The organism is Janthinobacterium sp. JF4 (genome assembly GCF_059617925.1).
The window spans coordinates 75,052-98,264 of sequence record NZ_JCAQAV010000011.1 but is presented as its reverse complement, the minus strand read 5'-3'; the positions used below and the strand labels follow the sequence as shown (position 1 = coordinate 98,264).

The window sequence follows — 23,213 nt, the reverse complement described above, 5'->3', positions numbered from 1 at the left end:
GCATGTCGGATTTGCTGAAAGCCACCTTGCGCAAGCTGTTCCTGGAACGCTACGGACAGTTTCGCCGCCATCTGCAGCGCCGCCTGGGCTCGGAAGACCTGGCCAATGATGCGCTGCATGAAACGTATTTGCGGGTCGAACGGATGAACGCGCCCGAGGCGATCAGCTACCCGTCCGCCTACCTGATGCGCATCGCCATCAACATTGCGGAAGATCAACGCCGCGACAATGCGCGCCTGCTCAGCCTGCCGGACATCGATGACCTGTACGAGATGGCCGATGAATTGGCCGACCCGGCCCGCACCTTCAGCGCGCGCGCCGAGCTGGAGGAACTGGAACGGGCCTTGCAGGAGTTGCCGAAACGCCGGCGCGCCATCGTCATCGCCGCCCGCGTCGATCAATTGCCGCACCGCGACATCGCCGAACGCTTCGGCATTTCCGCCCGCACGGTGGAGAAGGAATTGCGCGCCGGCCTCGAACATTGCTGCGAGCGCATGGGACGCGATTTTATTCAGCGCTTCGGTCCCGGCGCGGGAAAAACGTCTAAACATCATGACTGAACAAGCGGAAGACGACATGGGTGTCATCCAACAGGAAGCGCAGGCGTGGGTCGTGCGGCTGGCCTCAGGCCAGGTCAGCGAGCGCGACGCGCAAGTGTTTCGCCACTGGTGCGCGCGCAGCCGCAAGCATGCCAACGCGTTTGCCGAGGCGCGCGCCGTGTGGGGCGCCATGGCGCCGGCCGCGCGCGCCATCAAGCGGGCGCAGGCGCCTGCCAGCATGGCGCGGCGCGCCTGGCTCGGTGGCGCCGTGGCGGCCTCGCTGGGCTTGCTGGTGCTGCGCCCGCCCACGGACCTGTGGCCGGCCGTGGCGGGCCTGGGCGCCGACTACGCCACGGGCACGGGCGAGCAGCGTGCAGTGGCGCTCGACGGCGGCGTGCTGGTGCAGATGAATACGCAGACGCGCCTCGACGCGGCGCCCCCGCAGGACGGCACCACGGCGCTGGTGCTGCTGGCGGGCGAAGCGGAATTCCAGGCCGGCCTGCGCGGCGCGGCGCGCGTGCGCGTGCAGGCGGGCGACGGCATGGTGTCGGCTGGCAGCGCGCGCTTCAATATCCGGCTACTCGGCCAGGAAGTGTGCGTGACGTGTCTGGCGGGCCGCCTGCGCGTGGTGCAGGCCGGCAACGATGCGGAGCTGGCGGCCGGCCAGCAGTTGCGCTACCGGCCCGAGCATTTTGGCATCGCGCATGCGGTGGCCAGGGGCGAGGTCAGCGCGTGGCGCCAGCGCCTGCTGGTATTTAAACAAAGCACCCTGGCCGAGGTGGTGGACGAGGTGAACCGCTACCGTCCCGGCAAGCTGATCCTCAATGGCGAGGCCTTGAAACAGACGCGCGTGCAAGCCAGTTTTTCGCTCGACCGCCTCGATGACGTGATCGCCCTGATCCAGGATGCGTATGGCGCGCGCGTGACGCGGCTGCCGGGCGGCATCGTGCTGTTTGGCTAGCGATGCACGTCGATGGCATCTCGCCAATTATGACATTTTCATGACCTTTTGCAGTCCCGGACCTTGTTCCCTGTCAATGCTGCTGGAAGCCGCGAATCAGTGCCTGCCGCCCGCCCCGTGCGTGCCGCGCGCCGCCTCGCGATATCGGTCAGCAACGGAACATGAAAAGGGAATGTCGCCATGCAGCGAAGCAAGTCGGTCACGAAACACGCATCCTCCTCCGCCATGGCGGGCAACCGGACCGGTCGCCCGGTGCGATTGAAACCGCTGGCGCTGGCCATCGCCGTGCTGCTGCAGGCAGGCGGCGCGCAGGCGCAGCAGCCGTTCAGCGTCGCCTGGTTTGCCGGCAAGGGCGCGCAGCAGGGCACGGCCGCCGCCACGGGACGCTTGCCGAATGGCCAGGCCATCATCGGGACGGACAATAAGCAGGCGCAGCAGCAAAAAGCCAATGCACAGCTGCAAAGTTCGCTGAACAATCTGCAACTGGCGGCGCGCGCCATCGCCGTGCAGCAGGCGGCCCAGCAGGCGGCACGCCAGGCGGCCATTGCCGCCGGCTCGAAGGTGCCGGAAGGCCTGGCCGAAGGCGGCTTGAAAGTCGACAGCAACAGCCTGACGGCCGGCTGGATCAACGCGAACGGCCCCACGCAGGCGCAGGCCGACGGCAAGACCGTGGTGACCGTCAAGCAGACGGCCGACAAGGCGATCCTGAACTGGGAAACGTTGAATATCGGCCAGAATACCACCCTGCAATTTGACCAGTTGGCGAACTGGTCCGTACTCAACCGCGTCAACGATCCGCTGGCCCGTCCCAGCCAGGTGCGTGGCCAGATCAAGGCCGACGGCACGGTGATGCTGGTCAACCGCAACGGCATCGTGTTCTCCGGCAGCAGCCAGGTCGACACGCGCAGCCTGGTGGCCGCCGCCGTGGGCATGAGCGACAGTCAATTCAAGAAGGGCATCTACAGCGAAACCCTGGGCTCGGGCTTCAAGCCCACGCTGGCCAACGACCTGGTGCTCAACGGCGGCGTGGCCACGCACGCCAGCGCCACGGCCGACGTGGTGGTGCAGGCCGGTGCGCAGATCAGCACGCGCAAGCCGCAGACGGTGACGGAAGGCGGCGGCTACGTGCTGCTGGCCGGGCGCGAAGTACATAACGGCGGCAGCCTGTCGGCGCCGGACGGTCAAGTGACGCTGGCCGCTGGCGACAGCTTCGTCATCCGCAAGGGATTGGGCACGGACGCCAACCAGACATCGAGCACGCGCGGCAACGAGGTCGACGCCAAGTTCAACGCGCAAAGCGGCGCCGGCAAGGTGACGAATGCCGGCCTGGTGCAGGCGCTGACCGGCGACGTCACCCTGACGGGCCGCGACGTGAAGCAGGCCGGCGTGCTGCTGAGCAGCACCAGCGTGACGACGCGCGGCACCGTGCACCTGAAGGCGGACGGCAGCGAAGGCCTGGTCACCCTGGCGCCGGACAGCCTCACCACGGTGCTGCTCGACGACAGCGGCGCCACCGCGCTGGACGTGCTGCGCGACGCGCTCATCAAGGATTCGGCGCTGCCCAGCGACGGCGCCTACAACCGGCGCGATCTGTCGCTGATCCAGATTGCCTCCGGCCGTGATATCGTCTTCGACAGCGGCTCGCTGACCCTGGCCACCGGCGGCCAGGTCAATGCGCTAGCCACGCGCCGCACGCAAGTGGCACGCGGCGCCAGCATCGACGTCTCCGGCGCCGTCGGCGTGAACGTGGCGATGGCTTCGAACAATGTGCTGATCAATGCCCAGGGCAACGAGCAGCGCGACGCGCCCGGCAACCGCGACAGCAAGGCCCTCAACAGCACCGACCTGTGGGTCGACCGGCGCGATCTGGTGCGGGTGGTGGCCGGCACGAATGGCTATCCGACCGACCGCTGGTACACGGGCGGCGGCTTGCTCGAAGTGAGCGGCTATCTGAACACCAGTGGCCATGGCATCGGCGAATGGGCGGCGCAGGGCGGCACGGTAGCCTTCCAGGGCGGTGAACTGGTGACCCAGGCCGGCTCTCTGCTCAACGTGTCCGGCGGTACTTTTGACGTCCAGACGGGCATGATTCGGCAGAGCTGGCTCAGCGGCAAGGATGGTCAGCTCTACAGGCTGTCGACGGCGCCGGGCGACATGCTGTATACGGGCGTCTACCAAGGCTACGCCGCGCACCACCAGCGCTGGGGCGCAGAAACGACGGAAAATTTCGCCAGTCCCCTGGTCGGCGCCCAGCAACGGCTGGAAAACGGCTATACCGTGGGCCGCGATGCGGGCCGCGTGCTGGTGGGAACCACATCCGCCGTGCTCGAAGGCGCGATCGCATCGAGCGTGTTTCAGGGCGAGCGCCAGCAGGACGCGCGCGACGCCACCCTCGACAGTTATCGCCAGTCGCAACTGGCTGCCGCCCGCAACGGCCAGCTGGTGCTGGGCCAGCTGGCGCCCGTGTACGACGCCGCCAGCGCGCAGCTGCGCGACAATCCGGCGGCGCTGCTGCAGGCCATCCATATCGGCACCGGCGGCGCCAGTGCCGGCAATCTGCTGCGCGAAGACGCGCTGCCCGAAAACCTGGTCGGCAAGACCTATCTGGACGCCGGCTGGCTCAACGCGCAACACCTGGGCGGCATCAAGGCCTACGCCGGCAGCGCCATCGAGGTCGACGCCGCGGTGCAGGTCATGCCTGGCGGCGACATTGCGCTGCATGCGCCCCAGGTCAAGGTCAATGCCGGGCTGACGGCGCGTGGCGGCCGCATTGCGCTGGGCGACATCGTCAGCAAGCTGTCCACCGGCGCCAGCGGGTGGCTCGATACAACGGTCGCCACGCCAGCGGCTGGAACCAAGGTGGGCATCGATGTGACGGCCGGCGTGACGCTCGACACGCGCGGCCTGTGGAGCCAGCTCAAGCTGGATCCGGGCAACACGTCCGGCCTGCCGTATGTCAACGGCGGCGCGGTGGCGCTGGTCAGCAGCGGTAGCGTCAACCTGGCGGCCGGCAGCGCGATCGACACGTCCTCGGGCGCGGCCGTGCTGGCCGACGGCAAGCTGAAGGGCGGGCGCGGCGGCGACATCAGCTTGCGCGCGAATCAGAACGATCCCAACGGCGTCAAGTCGGAGACGCTGGTGCTCGATGGCGAACTGCGTGGCTACGGCGTCAACGGCGGCGGCACCTTGACCATCGACAGCGGTACCGGCGTGGCGCTGGGCGGCGGCGTGCTGGCCGGCAATGGCGTGTTGCCAGCAGGCCAGTCCGTGCCCGTGCACCTGACCTTGGCCGAAGCCTTCACCATCCAGGCCGGCACCGTGCTCGATGCCGACTTCAGCTATATCAGCACGAAGGTCCAGCCCGGCCAGCCGCTGCTGGACTTGCCGGACTTCAGCGCGGCGCGCGCCTACACCCTGCCGGCCGCCTGGGTGGTGCCGCCCGCCTCGATCAGCTATGAATTCATCTTCGTCACCGACAGCAAAGGCATCGTCTACAGCAGCGGCATGACCGTGCCGTCCGGCGTCACGCTCACGGGCGTGCGCGGCAAGCTCGGCTCGGGCTACCTGGTGCCGGCCGATGCTTTCCCGAACGGCATGCCGGTGCCCGCTTTCAACGCCAGGGTCGCGGCCGGTACTGCGTTCGCGTTTGATGTGACCTTGCAGGCGGGTGATCGCTTGCTGGCTGGCAACCGTGCGCCGAAGGACCTGGTGGTCAAGCCGCTGCTGGTGCTGGACAATGACCTGTTCCAGCGCGGCTTTGCGCACTACAACATCAACGGCCAGCAAGGTGTGCAGGTGGCGCAGGGCGCCACCATCGACGTCAGCATGCCCTTGCTGCGCGCCGACCTGGCGCTGGCGGGCCAATTGCCCACCGGCGTCGATCCAGCCGCCGTCCTGCAACCGTGGCTGGCGCCGCTGTGGCAGGAAAATGCCGTGAAAGGCGTGCTCAAGCAACGTGCCGGCGCCGATATCGCGCTGTCGGCCGGCACCCGCAACGCCAAGGCGCCGCTGGTGGTGGGCCAGGGCGCCACGCTGCGCGTGGACGACGGCAAGAGCATCAGCCTGACCGGCAACGGCCAGATCACCGTGGAAGGCACGCTGAGCGCGGCCGGCGGCCGCATTTCCGTGTTGCCGGGCATGCTCGTCACCGGTGGCGAGATCAACCGTCCGGACGGCAGCGCCAATGCCCAGTCCATCTGGATCGGCGAGCGCGCGGTGCTCGACGTGGCCGGACGCGCGGCCACCGCCACCGACGCCCAGGGCGGCGTGTATGGCCATGTGGGCGCTGGCGGCACCATCGAGATCGGTGCAAAGCACCATCTCGACGCCACCCAGGTCGAGGCGGCCGACGCCTTCGTCATCGTGCGCCCCGGCGCGCGCCTGGAAGCGTCCGGCGCCACCGCCCGGCTCGACCTGCCCGGCCAGGGCAGCGTGCAGGTGGCCGGTGACGGCGGCACCATTGCTTTGAGCTCCTTCCGCGGCTTGTTGCTCGACGGCAGCCTGCATGCGGCAGCCGGTGGTACTGGCGCGGCCGGCGGCACGCTGGCGCTCAGCCTCGAGGCGCCGAACTACGGCATCGTCGGCAAGCTCGACTTGAAGGGCCTGGGCGTGGAAGACGCGGTGCGCGTGCCGCGCGAGCTGGTGCTGTCGCGCCTGCAGGGCGAGAGTGGCCTGGCCACCGACCTGCAGGCGGGCGACAGCGATCCAGCGCTGCGCTACGGCGTGGCCCGGCTGGGTGCGGACCGCGTGGCCGCCGGCGGCTTCGACCACCTGGCGTTGCTGTCGAACGGCTTGATCAGTTTTGATGGCAACCTCGACCTGTCGCTGGGGCAGAGCCTGCGCCTGACGGCCAGCGCATTGGCCCTGGCCGAGCATGCCGATGCCGCCACCACGGCGCAAGTCAAACTGGCGGCGCCCTACATCCGTCTGGCCGGCACCAGCCGTACCCAGAGCGACGACCATCTGATGCCGAACCCGGTGCGCGGCTCCGGCAACGGCGGCGTCGGTGCCGGCAAACTGGGCGTACCCAACGTGGACGACCACGCCAGTCTGACGCTGCATGCCGCGCTGATCGACCTCGCCAACGCCGTCAATGTCGGCAGCAATGGCGTGATCGCGCAAAACGTGGCCGACGACCTGGTGGTCAAGCGCGACGCCTTTGGCGAGCTGGCGCTGCGCTCGAGCGGCGATATCCGCATGCGCACGGCGGCCGCGCTGTACACGCCCGGCAATCTGACACTGGCGGGCGCGCAAATCTATCCGGTGAGCGGCGCCACGGGCAAGGTGGAGGTGGGCAAACGCAACGTGATCAACGAATTCGGGCAAATGGCGACCGAGTTCGACCCGGCCCGCAAGCTGACCATCGAGCGCAGCGGCGACCCTGGCGCGCCGTTGCCGGCCCTGCCCTACTCGGTGTTCGGCTCGCTGGAGCTGAGTGCCGGCACGGTGAACCAGGGTGGCGTGCTGCGCGCGCCGCTGGGCAAAATCACGCTGGGCCAGAATACGAATGGCGCCGTGACGGGCCACACCAATCTGCTGCCTGGCAGCGTGACGTCGGTCAGCGCCAACGGCCTGATGATGCCGTACGGCGGCTCGCTCGATGGCCTGAGCTACATGATGGACGGCGTCGATGTCGCGTACAAGGGCGTGGGCAATGACCCGGCCGTCGTGCTCACCGGCGAGCACGTCGATGTGCGCGCCGGCGCCGTGCTCGACCTGTCAGGCGGCGGCACCCTGACCGGCGCGGCCTTCCTGGCCGGCCGCGGCGGCTCGACCGACGCCCGGCTCAACCCGCTGGTGCAGACGTCCGGCAAAGGCGGCTTCGTGCTGCCGGGCCTGGCCACCAATCCCGTCTACGCCATCGTGCCGGGCGCGCAGGCGGGCTATGCGCCCATCGTGGCCGAAAATGGCGCCGGCGATCCGGCGCTGGGGCGCCAGATCACCATCGGCGCCGGCGTGCCCGGCCTGGCTGCCGGCACGTATACCTTGCTGCCGTCGAGCTTTGCGCTGCTGCCCGGCGCGTTCCGGGTGGAATTGAACGGCCTGGCCGCCGGCGGCTTGCCTGTCGGGTCGGCCACGGCCATGCGCAACGGTTCGTTTGCCGCCGCAGTCCAGCTGGGCACCAGCCATACCGACCGCCGCGCGGCGCTGCCATCGCAGGCGGTGCTGACGCCGGCCGACGTGCTGCGCAGCTATTCGCAATACAATGAAACGAGCTACGCCGCCTTCGCGTTGGCGCAGGCGGTGCGCGACGGCGTGCCGCGGCCGCTGCTCGAACGCGACGCCAAGGCGCTGCACATCGAACTGGTGCTGCCCAAGGCCAGCACGGACGACGCGCTGCGCTTTGCCGGCACGGCCAACTACGCGCCCGGCAAGGATGGTTTCGGCGGCAGCGCGCTGCTGCTGGGCGGCTCCGGCAAAAATTACGAAATCATCGGCAGCGGCGCCGCGCCCACCGTCGGCTTCGAGGGTATCGCCGTGCGCGTCGACGCCCTGAACGCCATCGGCGCCCCGCGCCTGGGCATCGGCGGCTTGCCCACCGTCAACTACAGCAGCAGCAACGGCAACCAGCAAGCGAACATCGCGCAGTTCCAGGGCGGTGTCGATAACATCGTGGTGCGCGATGGTGCCGTGCTCAAGGCTGGCGAAGTGTTCCTGGTGACGAATAAGAAGGCTGGCGGCATCGTCATCGAGCAGGGTGGCGGCATCAATACCCTGGGCCGTGGCAAGGCTGCCTGGGATTCGGGCGACGGCTACGTGTATGCGCCGGGTACGTCCAGCGTGCTGGCCGTATCGAATGGCCGGCTGGACATGCTGGCCCCTGGCGTGAGTACCGATCCGGTGTCGGGCCCGGGCCGCATCGACATCGGCACCTGCGCGGCGGGCGCCGTGTGCAGCGGCAGCACGCCGCTGTATTCGGAAGGCAGCATCGCCGCCGCCACCGACCAGAGCTTCAACCTGCGCGACGCCACCACCTACGGCACCCGCAACCTGGTGCTGGCCGTGGGCGGCATCAATGTGGGCAGCGCAGCGTCGCTGGCCGCCATGGACGCGCGCGACGCGCTGCCGGCCGGACTGACCCTGAACCAGGGCATCCTCGACCGTTTGCTGCGCGGCGACGCCGGCGTGGGCGCGCCTGCGCTGGAAAACCTGGCGCTGACGGCGCGCGACGCCATCCGTTTCTACGACAACGTCGAATTGTCGACCATCAACGCGAGCACGGGAAAATCGTCGCTGGAGCGGCTGGTGATCGGCACCCCGGCGATCTACGGCGCCGGGGGCAGCGACGCCGTGGCGCGCATCAAGACCGATGTGCTGGTGTGGAACGGCGCCACGACCGCGCCGGGCCTGGTCGCCGCCGGCGGCGCCGGCAGCGGCAGCGGGCGCCTGCAGGTCGACGCCCGCCAGGTCGAGTTCGGCTATGGCCCGAACAGCCGGCCAGACACCATCCACGGCATGGACCGATTGATCCTCGGCTTTGGCGACGTTGTTTTCAACGCCAGCGAGCGCATCACGGCCAACCACACGGGATCGTTGTCGGTGTACCAGTCGCAAAGCGGCTGGGATACGGCCAGCAAGGGCTATCTGCGCAGCGGCGGCAATCTGGCGCTGAACACGGCGCTGCTCACCGGCGCTGCCGGCTCCGTCAACAAGATCAAGGCGGGCGGCGACATCCATGTCGCCAAGCCATCGGGCGTGGCCGCAACGGCCCCGGGCGCGGCCGCCTTGGCCGGCGCACTGGGCGCCGAAGTGGCGCTGGAAGGGCGCAGCGTGACGCTCGACACGGCCGTGCTGCTGCCAAGCGGCAAGCTCAGCGTGTCCGCCGAGCAAGACGTGGTGCTGGGCGACGGTGCCCGGCTCGACCTGGCCGGCCGCAAGATCGATTTCAACGGCGTGGCCAAGTACAGCTGGGGCGGCGACGTGGTGCTCGACAGCCGCCACGGCGACGTGCGCCAGGCGGCCGCTTCCAGCATCGATTTCTCGGCCGTCAACAACCGCGCCGGCAAGCTCACCGCCAGCGCGCTGGACGCGCAGGCGGGCCGCGTGGCGCTGCTGGGCAGCATCGCCGGCGGCAGCAGCGGCCACTACGACGCGGGCGGCACCGACGTGCCGTTCGCGGCGGGCGGCCTCGACGTGCGCGGCCAGCATATCGCCGATTTCAAGGGACTGAACCAGCGCCTGAGCAAGGGCGGCGTGTTCGGCAGCCGCAGCTTCCAGCTCAAGCAGGGCGACCTGGTGCTGGACAGTGAATTGAAAGCGCGCGAAATCACGGTCTCGGTGGACGGCGGCCATCTGGCCGTCAACGGCACGGTCGACGCCAGCGGCGAGCAGGTGGGCAGCATCCGCCTGGCCGCGCGCGACGGCGTCAGCGTGGCCGGCAGCGCGCTGCTTGACGCCCACGGCAGCGTGCTGCGGGTCGACAGCTACGGCCAGGTGATCGAGGCGCCCAACCGCGCCGTGATCGACATCGATGCCGGCAGCGGCCGCCTGGTGCTCGATACCGGCGCGCGCATGGACTTGCGCGCCGGCACCGCCGGCAAGGCTGACCGCATCGCCTCGCTGGGCACGCTGGAGCTGAGCGCCCGGCGCCTCGGCGGCGCCACCGGCAACGACGTCGCCATCGATGCGGCCGGTCCGCTGGCCATCGACGGCGCCCGCGCCATCATGGTCAATGGCTTCTGGTCGTACACGGACGCCCGCCCGGGCACGGAAACGACGGCCGACGGCCGCCCTTACCAGGTCATCGACCAGGCCTATCTGGACCGCAAGCACGACGACAGCGTGGCTTTCATGACGGGCGCCCTGGCCAACGACGGGCTGATGAATGGCCGCCTGTCCGGCTTGCGCAGGAACAAGGACGCCTTCCACCTGCGTCCGGGCGTGGCCATCCTCAGCGCCACGCCGGACGGCGACCTGCACGTCGATGGCGACATCGACCTGTCGGGCCACCGCTACGCCAGTGTCAACCCGCACACGCAGAAGACGGGCGTGGCCGGCTCCGGCGAAGCGGGCGCGCTGGTGCTGCGCGCCGGCGGCAACCTGAACGTCTTCGGCAGCATCAATGACGGCTTCGACGGCAAGGCCTTGCCGGTCACGCCGGACGACAAGGGCTGGATGCTGGCCAAGGGCCGGGTGCCGTTTGGCGCCGACGTCATCGTGCCGCATGGCCAGCTCGTCACGCTGGCCGACGACACCTTCTTCCAGTCCGGCCGCAGCTTGAACTACGACTTGCCGATGAAAGCCATGCGCTTGCGGGCCGGCACGGCGTTGCCGTCGCAAGCCACCTTGACGGCCGAGGTGGAATTGCCGGCTGGCACGGTGCTGGGCGGCGCCGTGCGCAATGCCGCTGGCGATATCGTGTATGCGGCCGGCACCGTGCTGGCGAAGGCCGTCACGCTGGGCAGCGGCACGCGGCTCGACGCCGGCACCCGCTTGCCCGTGGGGATGTCCGTGGCGGCCATGACCTGGCCCGGCGGCGTGCCGCTGCCGTACCCGGTGGGCGCCGTCAGGGATACGCCGAGCCCCGACTACGATGGCGACGGCTTCCCCGATACGCCCGCCAATGGCGTGGTGCTGGCCGGCGAACTGCAGCTGCGCAAGGGCGCGCTGGTGCCGAGCGAAACCTGGGTGCGGCTGCCTGGCGGCGCCGACTCGGTGGCATTGCGTCCTGCCGCTGCCGACGGCAACCAGGGCCGCAACTGGGCGCTGGCGCCGATGCTGGCCAGCGGTTCGCAGTCGTGGTCGATGCGCCTGGTGGCCGGTGCCGATATGCAGGCGGCCGATAGCCGCGCGCTGCGCCCCATGGGCGACAACCGCAGTCTGCTGCTGACCGACCACCACTACGGCGCGGTTCTGGCGCCGAGCCTGCCGACGGTGGCGGCGCCGCCGATCGAGGGCGTGGCGGGCAATTTCTACTGGATGGGCGACTCGGAACTGTATGCCGGCTATCCCGCCGGCACGCTGATCAATCTCGCCGATTTTCCCAGCGTGGAGGAGCTGCTGGCGTACAACCAGTGGGGCGTGGGCGACCTGGTGACCTGGCTGCCCGAAGGCGGCAGCTTCCCGATGGTGTCCATGCCTGCGCGGCAACAGCTGTTCAGCGTGCTGCGCACGGGCACGGGCGACCTCGACCTGCTGGCCGGTGGCAACTTCAGCCAGAGTTCACCGTATGGCGTATATACGGCCGGTACCCAGGCCGCGAATGTGGCGGCGGCTTACCGGCTGCCGCGCGCGGCGGATCGCAAGGGGTCCATCCTCGGCCCCGATGGCGACGCCTTCAAGCCCTATGTCGACGGTGGCGCGCAAAGCCTGTACCAGGCCTGGTATCCCGAGCATGGTGGCAACGTGCTGGTGCGCGCGCAGGGCGACGTCACCGGCGACCTCGTGGGTGCCGGCTACGGCACCGAGCGTCGCCCCGACGACCTGGGCTATTTGCGTCCGCAGCAGGACAGCAGCGCCGTCGGCACCTGGCTGTGGCGCCAGGGCACCGGCAGCGCCGTTGCCCTGGGCGAGGGCGTGCCCACCGCCTGGTGGATCAACTTTGGCAGTTATGTGGCCGGCGGTCTCGGCACGAACTACCTGTACGAGACCCAGCCCGTGATGACCGGCTTTACCGGCATCGGCACCCTGGGCGGCGGTAACCTCGTGCTCGAGGCGGGCAAGGCCGCCGGCATGCTGTCGCCGCGTACCGACCAAGGCGGCAAATTCGTCATGCGCAGCCAGGGCTTGAACCTGGCGGTGGCCAGCACCGGCCGGGTATCGGCCGACGGTTCCGCGCTCACGCTGACCGGAGGCGGCGACCTCGACGTGCGCATTGGCGGCGGCCTCAATCCGGTGGCCGAAGTGCGCTCGTTTGCCGACACGACCGGCGAGATCACGCCGGATACCCGATTCGCCGGCAACCGTGGCGACCTCAATAGCACCTTCGTCAACCTGCGCGGCGCCTTGCGCATGGCGGCGGGAGCGGTGGGCGGCATCGAGCTGCGCTTCGACAAGGGCGACACCCAGGAGTCGCGCGCCTATCAGGTCTACACTGCCACCTCGTCCATCGCGGGTGGCGGCCCGGTGGTGGTGCCGGGCGACTCCGGCGTGCGCATCGATGCGCGCGGCGACCTGGTGCTGGGCGGCGTGGGCGACGCCGGCCGCGTGACCCAGCTCAACAACGGCACGCCGTTCACCGCGCAGGGCGTGGCGCAAGACGGCGAGGGCTACAGCTGGTTCTCGCTGTGGACCCCATCGACCGCTATCGACCTGTTCAGCGCAGGCGGCAATCTGACGCCGTCCACGGCCTGGAGCGACGACCGCGCCAGCGGCAACCAGGCTTCCAGCGGCGGGCGTTTCGTGATGCCGTCGCAGTTGCGCGCGGTGGCCGCCAGCGGCAACCTGTATATGGGCAACTCCGCCCAGGGTGCGGAGGACACCGGCACCAATGCGCTGGCGCGGCCGGCCACCGGCATGCTGCTGGCGCCGTCGCCGGTCGATGCGCATTTCACCCGCCGCACGCCGGGGCAGCTGGAACTGCTGGCCGCCGAGTCGATCTACGCGGGTGGCTATTCGGTGACGGCGTCGGGCGCCGATCCGAGCGCGCTGCCGAGCCCGTTCAATCCGGGTTTCGCGGGCGTTTCCGGCACTACCGCCTATGGCGACATGTACACGCATAACGTCAACCAGGAGGCACAGGCGCCCAGCCTGCTGTTCGCCTCGCGCGAAGCGGGCGCGTCACCGCAGCGCTATCCGCTGTTCACGCTGACGCCGCCCACCGCATCGGGCTACGCGGTGCAGGACCAGTTGCCGGCGCGCTATTACGCGCTGGCGGGCGACATCGTCGGGCTGCGCACCGGTTCCATCATCACGCGCGGCGGCGGCAACGCGGCCAGCCACAGCACTTGGTACGAGGGCGCCGGTCCGGTCGATATCCGTGCCGGACGCGACATCGTCAACGCCGGCACGGCGCTGGGGCTGGGCGAAGCGACGCCACAGGGACTGCTGGGCTGGACGTCGGAGATCGCGTACGCCAACCCGTCGCTGCCGCTGCGGCCGACGGAAAACTTGGTTGGTTCGGCGCGTGGCAATCTGATACTGCACAACAATCCGGACGAGGTGTCGGTCGTGCGTGCCGGCCGCGACATCCGCTACGGCACCTTCTACGTGGGCGGTCCGGGCACGCTGGAAGTGACGGCTGGGCGCGATATTGACATGGCCGACAAGGCCGAGTTGAAGAGCATCGGCGCGGTGGCGAATCTCACGTCTGGCGACCGCAGCAGCGGCGCCAGCATCGCGGCGGCGGCCGGGGTCGGGGCGCATGGCCCCAACTACGACGCCTTCGCCGCGCGCTATCTCGACGCGGCCAACCTGATCGACCCAGGCAAATCGCTGGCCGACCAGCCTGGCAAGGCGGTGGCCGTATATGGCGGCCGCCTGGGCCTGGCCGACTGGTTGCGCACGCAGTTCGGCTACAGCGGCGACGCGGCGGGCGCGCCTGCCTTCCTGGCCGCGCGCCAAAGCGAGCTCGACAACACTCTCCAGGCCAGCAGCGGCGGCGCCAGGCGCGATCTGCAGCGCGAATACGGCCTGTCGGGCCAATTGCACCTGGTCAACTGGCTGGAAACCCGCTACGGCGCCGGCCAGCGCAATGGCGCCGGGCTCACCTTCGATGCCGGCAGCATGGACGCGCGCAAGTTTTTCGCGGCCTTGCCGGCCGAGCAGCAGCGTGTCTTCCTGCGCAACGTGTATTTCGCCGAACTCAAGGCAGGCGGACGCGAGTACACGGCTGCCGGCGGCGTGCGCGAAGGCAGCTACCTGCGCGGACGCGAGGCCATCGCCACGCTGTTCCCGACCAAGGACGCGCAGGGCAAGCCCGTGACCTATGCGGGCGACCTGACCATGTTCAGTGGTGCCACCTACTATGCGGACGGCGCCGAGAGCACCAGTACCAAGCGGCCGCGCAAGGGCGTCAACTACCTGACGCGCCAGCAATATGCACTGTCGGGCAACAACCACTTGCCGGTGTTCGACCTGGCCGATGCCGGCATCCACACCGACTTCGGCGGCAACATCGACATCCTGACGCCGGGCGGGCGCACTCTGGTGGGCGTCGACGGCGGCTTCGTGCCGGGCGAAGGCTCGGGCGTGCTGACGCAGGGCGCCGGCGAAATCCAGATCTATGCCAGGGACAGCATCCTGCTGGGCCAGAGCCGCATCTTCACCACCTTCGGCGGCAATATCCTGGCCTGGTCGGCGCAGGGCGACATCAATGCCGGCCGCGGTTCCAAGTCCACCGTGGTGTTTACGCCGCAGCGCCGGGTTTACGACGACATCGGCATGGTCAGCCTGTCGCCGACCACGCCGAACACGGGCGCCGGCATCGCCACCCTGAACCCGATCCCGGAGGTGCCGCCTGGCGATATCGACCTGATCGCCCCGCTGGGCGCCATCGACGCGGGCGAGGCGGGCATCCGCGTCTCGGGCAACGTCAACCTGGCGGCCTTGCAGGTGGTCAATGCGGAGAACATCCAGGTGCAGGGCAAGTCGACGGGCATGCCGGCCATCGCCGCGGTGAACGTGGGCGCGCTCAGCAATGCGAGCGCGGCCGCCGCGCAAGCCGTCACGGCGGCGCAGGACGTGCTGCAGCGCGAACGGGCCGCCACGCGCCAGGCGCAGCCGTCGCTGTTCACGGTGAAGGTGCTGGGCTTTGGCAATGAGCAGGCGGATGAAGCCGGTGTTGGCAAGCACCAGGGCGGCGAACCGCAGGCATCGAACTACCAGCCGGCCGGCGTGGTGCAGGTGCTGGGTGCGGGACCGTTGACGGCGCCGCAGCTGCAGGCGCTCACGCCGAACGAGCGGCGCGGACTGCAACCGTGAGTTTTATGAACATTTGATGACATTCGGCAGTCGCCGCGCGCGGCGGCTGTCTAGGCATCAGTAGATCAGCATTAGCAGCAAAAAAACGCCGGCCCAGCGCCGCAACACAGGGCAACCGTTTGATTTTAAGGTGAATGGAAGATGCGTGAAATGACAAAACAGGGCAAGGGGGCGGCACCCGCGGCACCCGCGACCGCCTTGACGATGCTGTGCCTGGCCATGCTGGCGCTGCCCGGCATGGCGCGCGCGCAGGACGCGGTCCCGGCGGCCGCTCCCGTGGCCGCGCCGGAGCGGCAAGTGACGATCGAGGAATACCTGGTGCGCGGCAATACCGTGCTCGATGCGCGTGCCATCGAAGAGGCGGTCACGCCCTTCCTGGGGCCGGGCCGCACCCTGAAGGACGTGGAAGGGGCGCGCGACGCCCTCGTTGCCGCCTATCAGGCGCGCGGCTACCAGTCCGTCTATGTGGACTTGCCGGAGCAGCAGGTGGAGCAGGGCGTGGTGGTGCTGCAGGTGAGCGAAACGAAGGTGGGACGCTTGCGCGTCGTCGGTGCGCAATACAACTCGCCGCTCGACGTGCGCCAGCAAGTGCCGGCCCTGACGGAAGGCAAGGTGCCCGACTTTACGCAGGCGCAAGTGGAACTGACGGCCCTGAACCGCGGACCCAAGCGCCAGGTGATGCCGCTGGTCAAGCAGGGCAGCCTGCCCGGCACCATGGACGTGGACTTGAAAGTCGAGGACAGTAGCCCGTGGCGCGCCAGCGTCGGCTTGAACAACGATTACAGCGCCGATACCAAAAAATTGCGCACCAGTATGTCGGTCGGTCACGACAACCTGTGGCAGATGGGGCATAGCGCCACCATCAGCTTTTTCGGCACGCCGGGCGACCTGAACCAGACCAAGGTGTGGTCCGCCTCGTACGTGGCGCCGATCGGCACGCAGGGCTGGAGCGTGGAAGCGACGGGCTACCAGTCGAACAGCAACGTGGCCAGCACGGGCGGCACCAGCGTGCTGGGCAAGGGCCACGCGCTGGGCATGAAAGTCAACTACACCGTGCCCAACAGCGGCATCTGGTGGCACAGCTTTTCTGCCGGCATCGATTTCAAGGATAACCAGGAAGCCTTGAAACTCAATGGCACGGGCAGCAATATTCCGCTCAAGTACGTGCCCCTGAGCGTGTCGTATAACGGCTTTGCGCAGACGGACGCGGCGACGTATGGCCTGGGCCTGTCGCTGGTGGCCGGCACGCGCGCCGCGTTCGGCTACGGCAGCGACAGCGCCGCCTACGACAACAAGCGCTACAAGGCATCGCCCAGCTTCCTCGTGTTGAAGGGCGACGCCAACGCCACCTACACCCTGGGCAGCGGCGCGCAGCTGCACGGGCGCATGTCGGGCCAGCTGGCCGACGCGGCGCTCGTGTCGGGCGAACAGATGGCCGCCGGCGGCGCCAATTCCGTGCGCGGCTACCTGTCGGCCGAAGCGACGGGCGACTACGGCGTGTCCGGCACCGTCGAATGGCGCACGCCCCAGCTGACGTATTTCAGCCGCCTGGAAAACTGGCGCCTGTTTGCCTTTGCCGATGGCGCGCGCCTGCGCCTGCGCGATCCGATGATCGAGCAGAAAGACCTGTTCGGCCTGGCGTCCGTGGGCGTGGGCAGCAGCTTCCAGTTCCTGCGCTACCTGAATGGCCGCATCGATTTCGCTTACCCGCTGCGCGATGGCCCGCGCACGCACAAACACGTGCGCCGCATCAATTTCAACCTGTCGGCCAGCTACTGACGGGCCAGCTCACCAGCACTGCACTTTTTTAGACTTTTCTTCGGAGAATCACTGTCATGCAACGTTTTCTTTTTCTGCTCACGATCCTGGGCACGCTCGTTCCCGGCCTGGCGCATGCCTGGTGGCAGCCCGACTGGGCTTACCGCAAACCCGTCACCGTCGACGCCGGCCCGAAGGCAGGTGCCGTAGGCGGCGATCCCGGCCGCATTCCCGTGCTGCTGCGCTTGCATTCGGGTAACTTCAATTTCGAAGGCGTCAGCGACAACGGCGCCGACCTGCGATTCGTGGCGGGCGACGATAAAACGGTGCTGAACCACCAGATCGAACAGTTCAACCCGCTCCTGGGCATCGCCCTGATCTGGGTCGACGTGCCGGCCCTGACGGCGGGTACGCCGCAGCAGTTGTGGATGTACTACGGCAATCCGAAGGCGCCCGCGTCCGGCAATGGCCAGCGCACCTTCGACCCCGATTACAGCCTGGTGTACCACTTCACCGAGCCTGGCGTGCCCTCGCGCGACAGCACCGCCTACGGCAACCATGCCCAGACGGCCGTGCCGGCGCTCGACGGTTCCGTCATCGGCGCCGGCGCCCGCCTGGGCACGGCCCCTTTGATGCTGCCTGCCTCGCCTTCGCTGGCGCTGGCCGCCGGCGCGCCATTCACCTTTTCCGCCTGGGTGCGTCCCGACAACCTGGGCCCGCAGCAAGTGCTGTATGCCCGCCGCGATGGCGCCAATGAATTGCTGATCGGTGTCGACCAGGGCGTGCCGTTCGTGCAGGTGAATGGCCAGCGCAGCAAGCCCGGCCAACCGATCCAGGCCGCGCAATGGTCGCACCTGGCGGTGAAAGCCGACAAAGCCAACGTGGCCCTGTACGTGGGCGGCCGTCCAGCCGTGTCGCTGGCCACCGCGCTGCCGGCCTTTACGACGGCGGCCTCGGTGGGCGCCGATGCGCCGCCGGTCGCCTCCGGTACCGCCACCCTGAACAACTTCACGGGCGCCATCGACGAGCTGCGCCTGTCGCGCACGGCCCGTCCCGATGCCCTGTTGCTGGCCGATGCCGTTTCGCAAGGTGCCGAATCGCGCCTGGCCGTGTTTGGCGCCGATGAACAGCAGGCCGGCAAAAGCCATTTCGGCTTCATCATCGCCGCCATGCCGCTCGACGCCTGGATCGTCGTCGGCGTGCTGGGCCTGATGATGGTCCTGTCGTGGATCATCATGATCGGCAAGGGCCGCAGCTATGGCGCCATCGCGCGCGCCAATGCGCAATTCATGCAGTCGTTCCACGAAGCGGCCGGCGCGCCGCTGGACCACCTGGCGCGCAACGGCAAGCTGAGCGCTTCCGTGAAGACGGATTCCTCGCTGTGGCGCCTGTATGACGTGGCCATCGACGAGATGCGCCGCCGCCACGACCGCGGCTACGACCTGAACGCCGTGTCGAACGCGACGATCGGCGCCATCCGCGCCGCCATGGATGGCGTGATGGTGCGCGAAAGCGAGCGCATGTCGAAACGCATGATCTGGCTCTCGACCACCATCGAAGGCGCGCCGTATGTCGGCCTGTTCGGCACCGTGATCGGCATCATGCTGGTGTTCGTCGTGGCGGCCATGGCCGGCGCCGTGGACATCAACTCGGTGGCGCCGGGCATGGCGGCAGCGCTGCTGTGTACGGCGGCTGGCCTGGGCGTGGCGATTCCCGCCCTGTTCGGCTACAACTGGCTGTCCTCGCGTTCGGACGCCATCGTTGCCGACATGGCCGTCTTCGTCGATGAATTCGCCACGCGCCTGGCTGAAGAGCAGGGCGACGGACGCCAGATGCGTCCCGTGCTGCAACAGGCGTGAGGGGCGCATAACCATGGCCACCTCCGCCAAGTTTACCCCCCGCAAGCGTAGCGGCGGCATCAACATCACGCCCTTCGTCGACGTGCTGCTGGTGGTGCTGGTGATCTTCATCTTGACCAGCAACGCCAGCATTCCCGGCATCAAGGTCGACCTGCCCAAGGCCAGTTCGGCCATGGCGCTGGAAAAACCGAAGACCAAGGCCATCACCATCGACAACGCGGGCCAGGTCTTCCTCGATGCCTATCCCGTCACCCTGCCCGAGCTGGAAGAGCGCTTGCGCACGGAAAAGGCCCTGACGCCCGACTTCCCCGTGATCGTGCGTGGCGATGCTGCCGTGCAATACGCGAAAGTGGTCGAAGTGCTGGACTTGCTGCGCCGCATAGACCTGAACCAGGTGGGCCTGGTGACCGGCAAGCCGGCATGAGGAGCGCAAGGTGAAGCGTGACGACATGATGAAGATGGCCGCCTCGGAACCGTCGGGCGCGGCGCAGTGGTGGCGCCGCTGGGGCGGCGTGGCCGGCGGCGCGCTGCTGGCCGGTGCGCTGGCCGCGCTGGTCTGGTATTTGCTGTCGGACACGGCGGCCACCAAGCGCGAAGTGGCGGCCCCGCCGATGCTGATGCTGCCGCCCCCGCCGCCACCGCCGCCGGAACCGGAAAAACTGCCGGAACCGGTGCCCGACAAGGTGGTGCCGGAAGTGTCGGAGCCGGAACCGACGCCGGTCGACAAGCCCATGGATAACGCGCCGGAAAGCCCGTCGCCGGACAAGGGCGACCCCGTCACCATCGATGGCGCGGCGCAGGCCGGCAGCGATGCCTTCGGCATCCAGGCCGGGCGTGGCGGCGGCATGACGGGCGGCGGCGGTGGCGGCGGCCTCGGCGCGGGATCGTATGGCCGCTATGTGGCCAACGCGCTGCAGCTGGCCTTTGCCCGCGACCCGCGCACGCGCCAGCTGGCGTTCGCCGACATCCGCGTCGACCTATGGCTCGATACGGAAGGCCGGACGTCGAAGGTCCACCTTGTGCAAGGCACGGGCAATGCGCAGACGGATGAGCAAGTGCTGGCCATGGTGCGCGACTTCCGCGCCGATGAGCGGCCACCGGCATCGCTGCGTTTCCCGGCCCGCGTATCCATTAAAGGCCGCCGCCCATAGCGTCCTTAATTCATATTCATTTTTACCGAAAGAAGCGATGAACCTCATATTTTCTTCCCCACAGCGCCTGCGCCGCCTTCCGCTGGCGCTCGCTGCCCTGGCCCTGAGCGTGGCGGCGGGCGCGGTACAAGCCCAAGCCCAAACCGCTGCACCGGCCGACAGCACCATGGTCAAGCTGATCCGCGGCCTGATCCAGAGCGGCGCCCTGAACAAGGATGCCGGCGAAGCCTTGCTGGCGCAGGCGCAGAGCGAAGCGCTGGCGCAAGCGCAAGCCCGTCCGGCCGCCGCGCCGGCTGCCCTGGCGCAGGTACAGCCGGGCGACGTGCGCGTGCCGTACATTTCGCACACCGTGCGCGAGCAGATCCGCGACGAGATCAAAGGCCAGGTCATGGCCGAGGCCAAGGCGGGCGGCTGGGCGGCGCCGAATGAAACGCCGGCCTGGAGCAAGCGCATCCGCGTCGAAGGCGATGTGCGCGCGCGCTACGAATCGCGCTATTACGATATGGCCAACAGCAATATCGAGATCGACTGGCGCTCGCTCAACAGCGGCAGCGGCTATGACGTCAATTCCAACACCAACCTGGCCCTGCCGGCGCTGCTGAACACGCGCGAAGACCGCAAGCACTTGCTGCGCGCCCGTGCCCGCCTGGGCATCCTGGCCGACATTTCCGACAGCACGCAAGCAGGCATCCGCCTGGCCAGCGGTAATGACGACAGCCCGGTATCGACCACGCAAACCCTCGGCGGCGGCCTGGGCAAGAAGAACATCTGGCTGGACCAGGCCTGGCTGTCGTACCAGCCCGCTTCCTGGCTGAAACTGACGGCGGGCCGCTTCGATAACCCGTTCGTGTCCGGCGACGAACTGTTTTCCAGCGAACTCAATTTCGACGGCATCGCCGCCAAGGTGCAGCAGCCCGTCGGCGCGGCCAAGGATGTCACCGTGTTCGGTACCCTGGGCCTGATTCCGCTCGAGTATTCGTCCGACAATGCGCCGAGCCGCAGCCAGGCAAAAATGTCCAGCGAAAACAAATGGCTGCTGGGCGCACAGGTGGGCGCCTCGTGGAAGATCAATAGCGACCATCAACTGCGCGGCGCGCTGGCCTACTACAACTTCCGCAACATCAGCGGCGAGTATTCGCAGCCGTGCGCGCTGTACGCGGGCGCCGATGGCTGCAGCACGGACTGGTCGCGTCCGTCGAGCATGCAAAAGGGCAATAGCTTGATGTTGCTGCGCAATATCGCCCTGAACCCGCTGGACCCGGCGAATACGCCGCAGCCGCAATTCGTGGGCCTGGCGTCGAAATTCCGCCTGGCCAATCTGAATGCGCGCTGGGATAGCAAGGTCGCCGGTGGCACGGACTTGCGCATCGAAGGCGATTATGTGCGCAACATGGCCTACGACAAGAACGCAATGTGGGCGCGCGCCAAGGGCGGCATCATGAACAATTTCGGTGGCACGGGCGGCGTCTCGCAAGCCGATTTCAAGAGCGGCGGCAACGCCTACATGCTGCAGGCGACCCTGGGCAAGGCCAGCCCGGCGGCGCGCGGCGACTGGAACGTGTTACTGGGCTACAAGCGCATCGAACCGGATGCCTTGCCTGACGCTTACAACGATTCCACCTTCCACCTGGGCGGCACGAATGCGCGCGGCTACTACCTGGGCGGCGCATATGCGCTCGACAAGAATACCTGGCTCAATGGCCGCTGGACGTCGAGCCGCGAAGTGTTCGGTTCGGCGCTGTCGATCGACACCCTGCAAATCGAATTGAACGCGCGTTTTTAAGGAGCCACAATGTTGATATCCAACAAAATGCGCTTGCCGCTTCTGCTGCTGAGCTTGCTGGCCGCCAGCACGGCCCAGGCGCAGGGACAGAAGGGGCAGAGCATGGAAGAGCGCTTGCGCGCCGAGTTGCGCAATGTCACGGCGCAATTGCAGCAGACGCGCGGCGAGCTGGAATTGCTCAAAGCCAAGGGCGTGCCTGCCGCCAAGGCCACGCCCGCCGCCGCTGCACCCGCCAACGACGGCTTGAAAAAGGAGCTGGCGCGCAGCCAGTCGCAACTGGCGCAGGAGCGCGCGCAGCGGGAAAAACTGGCAGCCGAGCAGCAGCGCGCCGCCGCCGCCGCGCAAGAGGCGGCCGCCAACCTGGCGCAGTACCGCCAGGCCAGCGAACAGCTGGCCGCCACGGGCAAGCAGATCGAAGCGCAGCGTGCGCGCCTCGACGGCGAAGTGACGGCCCAGCGGGGCGCCCTGGCGCGCTGCGAAAGCAAGAATGCCCAGCTGTATGCGGCCGGGCAGGAAATCCTGCAAGCGTATGAAGGGCTTGACGTGCTGGGCGTGATGCAAGCGCGCCAGCCGTTCGCCGCGCAAAGCAGAGTGAAACTCGAGCAAATCGCGCAGCAGTACGGCGATCAGTTGTACCAGGGCCGCTTCGATGCGCGTCAAACAGAAACACCTGCCCCCCAATAATTTTCTTTGAGATGAATGGAATGACGATGGAACACACGAATAGCTTGCTGACTACCCTGAATGCGGAACAAACGGCCGAGGCCATCAAGGCGGCCGGCTGCGCCGTGACGAGCATCGAACACGACGGCGTCGTGCGTCTGCACAGCGCCAGCCACGGCATCGGCTTTCAAGTGCTGTGGGGCAACGAAGCATCGCCTGGCCAGTACGCGGATCTGACCCTGAGCTGCCCGCTGCGCGTGCAGGGCGGCGACTTGCCGGCCGGCTTGCTGGCCGAATGGCACCGCAGCAAGCGTTTCGCCCGCGTGGCCCAGCATGGCGATTTCGTCGTGCTGGAGATGGATGTGCTGGTCGCCGGTGGCGTCAGCCGCGAGTACCTGAATATCAATCTGCAACTGTGGACGCAGATGATGGGCCAGTTCTTCTTGTTTCTGCGCAACTTTACGCCGGCCGATACGAGCACTGCGCCGGTAGTCGAGGCTGCCAGCGTGGCAGAAGAAGAAACTGTGCCGGCCTGACAAGCGGCGCAAAGGCGGCAAAAATGGCCCGTGACGGGCCATTTTTGCCGTCTGCGGGTTCCAAGTGTCGTATTAAATACTTATTTTTTAGGCATCGCGCATT

Annotated in this window: 10 protein-coding genes; all 10 read left to right on the top strand. The window is 68.0% G+C overall.

Annotated elements, in window-relative coordinates; genetic code table 11:
• The first annotated feature begins 2 nt into the window (after positions 1 to 2).
• Positions 3 to 560: an RNA polymerase sigma factor gene (locus tag AC54AF_RS11700; protein ID WP_131689786.1), complete on the top strand. Its 558-nt coding sequence runs from the start codon at positions 3 to 5 to the stop codon at positions 558 to 560.
• A gap of 16 nt (positions 561 to 576) precedes the next feature.
• Positions 577 to 1,500: a FecR family protein gene (locus tag AC54AF_RS11695; protein WP_496636676.1), complete on the top strand. Its 924-nt coding sequence runs from the start codon at positions 577 to 579 to the stop codon at positions 1,498 to 1,500.
• A gap of 180 nt (positions 1,501 to 1,680) precedes the next feature.
• Complete coding sequence (locus AC54AF_RS11690; RefSeq protein ID WP_496636675.1) at positions 1,681 to 15,360, top strand: filamentous hemagglutinin family protein; 13,680 nt, start codon at positions 1,681 to 1,683, stop codon at positions 15,358 to 15,360.
• 141 nt (positions 15,361 to 15,501) lie between these two features.
• The gene (locus AC54AF_RS11685) at positions 15,502 to 17,139 is read left to right on the top strand and encodes a ShlB/FhaC/HecB family hemolysin secretion/activation protein (RefSeq protein ID WP_496636674.1); all 1,638 of its coding nucleotides are present in this window, start codon (positions 15,502 to 15,504) and stop codon (positions 17,137 to 17,139) included.
• Positions 17,140 to 17,195: 56 nt separating this feature from the next.
• On the top strand, positions 17,196 to 18,977 hold the full coding sequence (locus tag AC54AF_RS11680) for a DUF2341 domain-containing protein (RefSeq protein WP_496636673.1): 1,782 nt from the start codon (positions 17,196 to 17,198) through the stop codon (positions 18,975 to 18,977).
• A gap of 13 nt (positions 18,978 to 18,990) precedes the next feature.
• On the top strand, positions 18,991 to 19,401 hold the full coding sequence (locus AC54AF_RS11675) for an ExbD/TolR family protein (protein ID WP_034753784.1): 411 nt from the start codon (positions 18,991 to 18,993) through the stop codon (positions 19,399 to 19,401).
• Between the two features lie 10 nt (positions 19,402 to 19,411).
• Positions 19,412 to 20,128: an energy transducer TonB family protein gene (locus AC54AF_RS11670; protein ID WP_496636672.1), complete on the top strand. Its 717-nt coding sequence runs from the start codon at positions 19,412 to 19,414 to the stop codon at positions 20,126 to 20,128.
• A gap of 37 nt (positions 20,129 to 20,165) precedes the next feature.
• Complete coding sequence (locus AC54AF_RS11665) at positions 20,166 to 21,911, top strand: putative porin (RefSeq protein WP_496636671.1); 1,746 nt, start codon at positions 20,166 to 20,168, stop codon at positions 21,909 to 21,911.
• Positions 21,912 to 21,920: 9 nt separating this feature from the next.
• Entirely contained in the window at positions 21,921 to 22,595 is a 675-nt protein-coding gene (locus AC54AF_RS11660; protein WP_496636670.1) for a hypothetical protein, read from the top strand.
• A 26-nt stretch (positions 22,596 to 22,621) separates the two neighbouring features.
• Positions 22,622 to 23,110: a YbjN domain-containing protein gene (locus AC54AF_RS11655; protein ID WP_496636669.1), complete on the top strand. Its 489-nt coding sequence runs from the start codon at positions 22,622 to 22,624 to the stop codon at positions 23,108 to 23,110.
• The last annotated feature ends 103 nt before the right edge of the window (positions 23,111 to 23,213 follow it).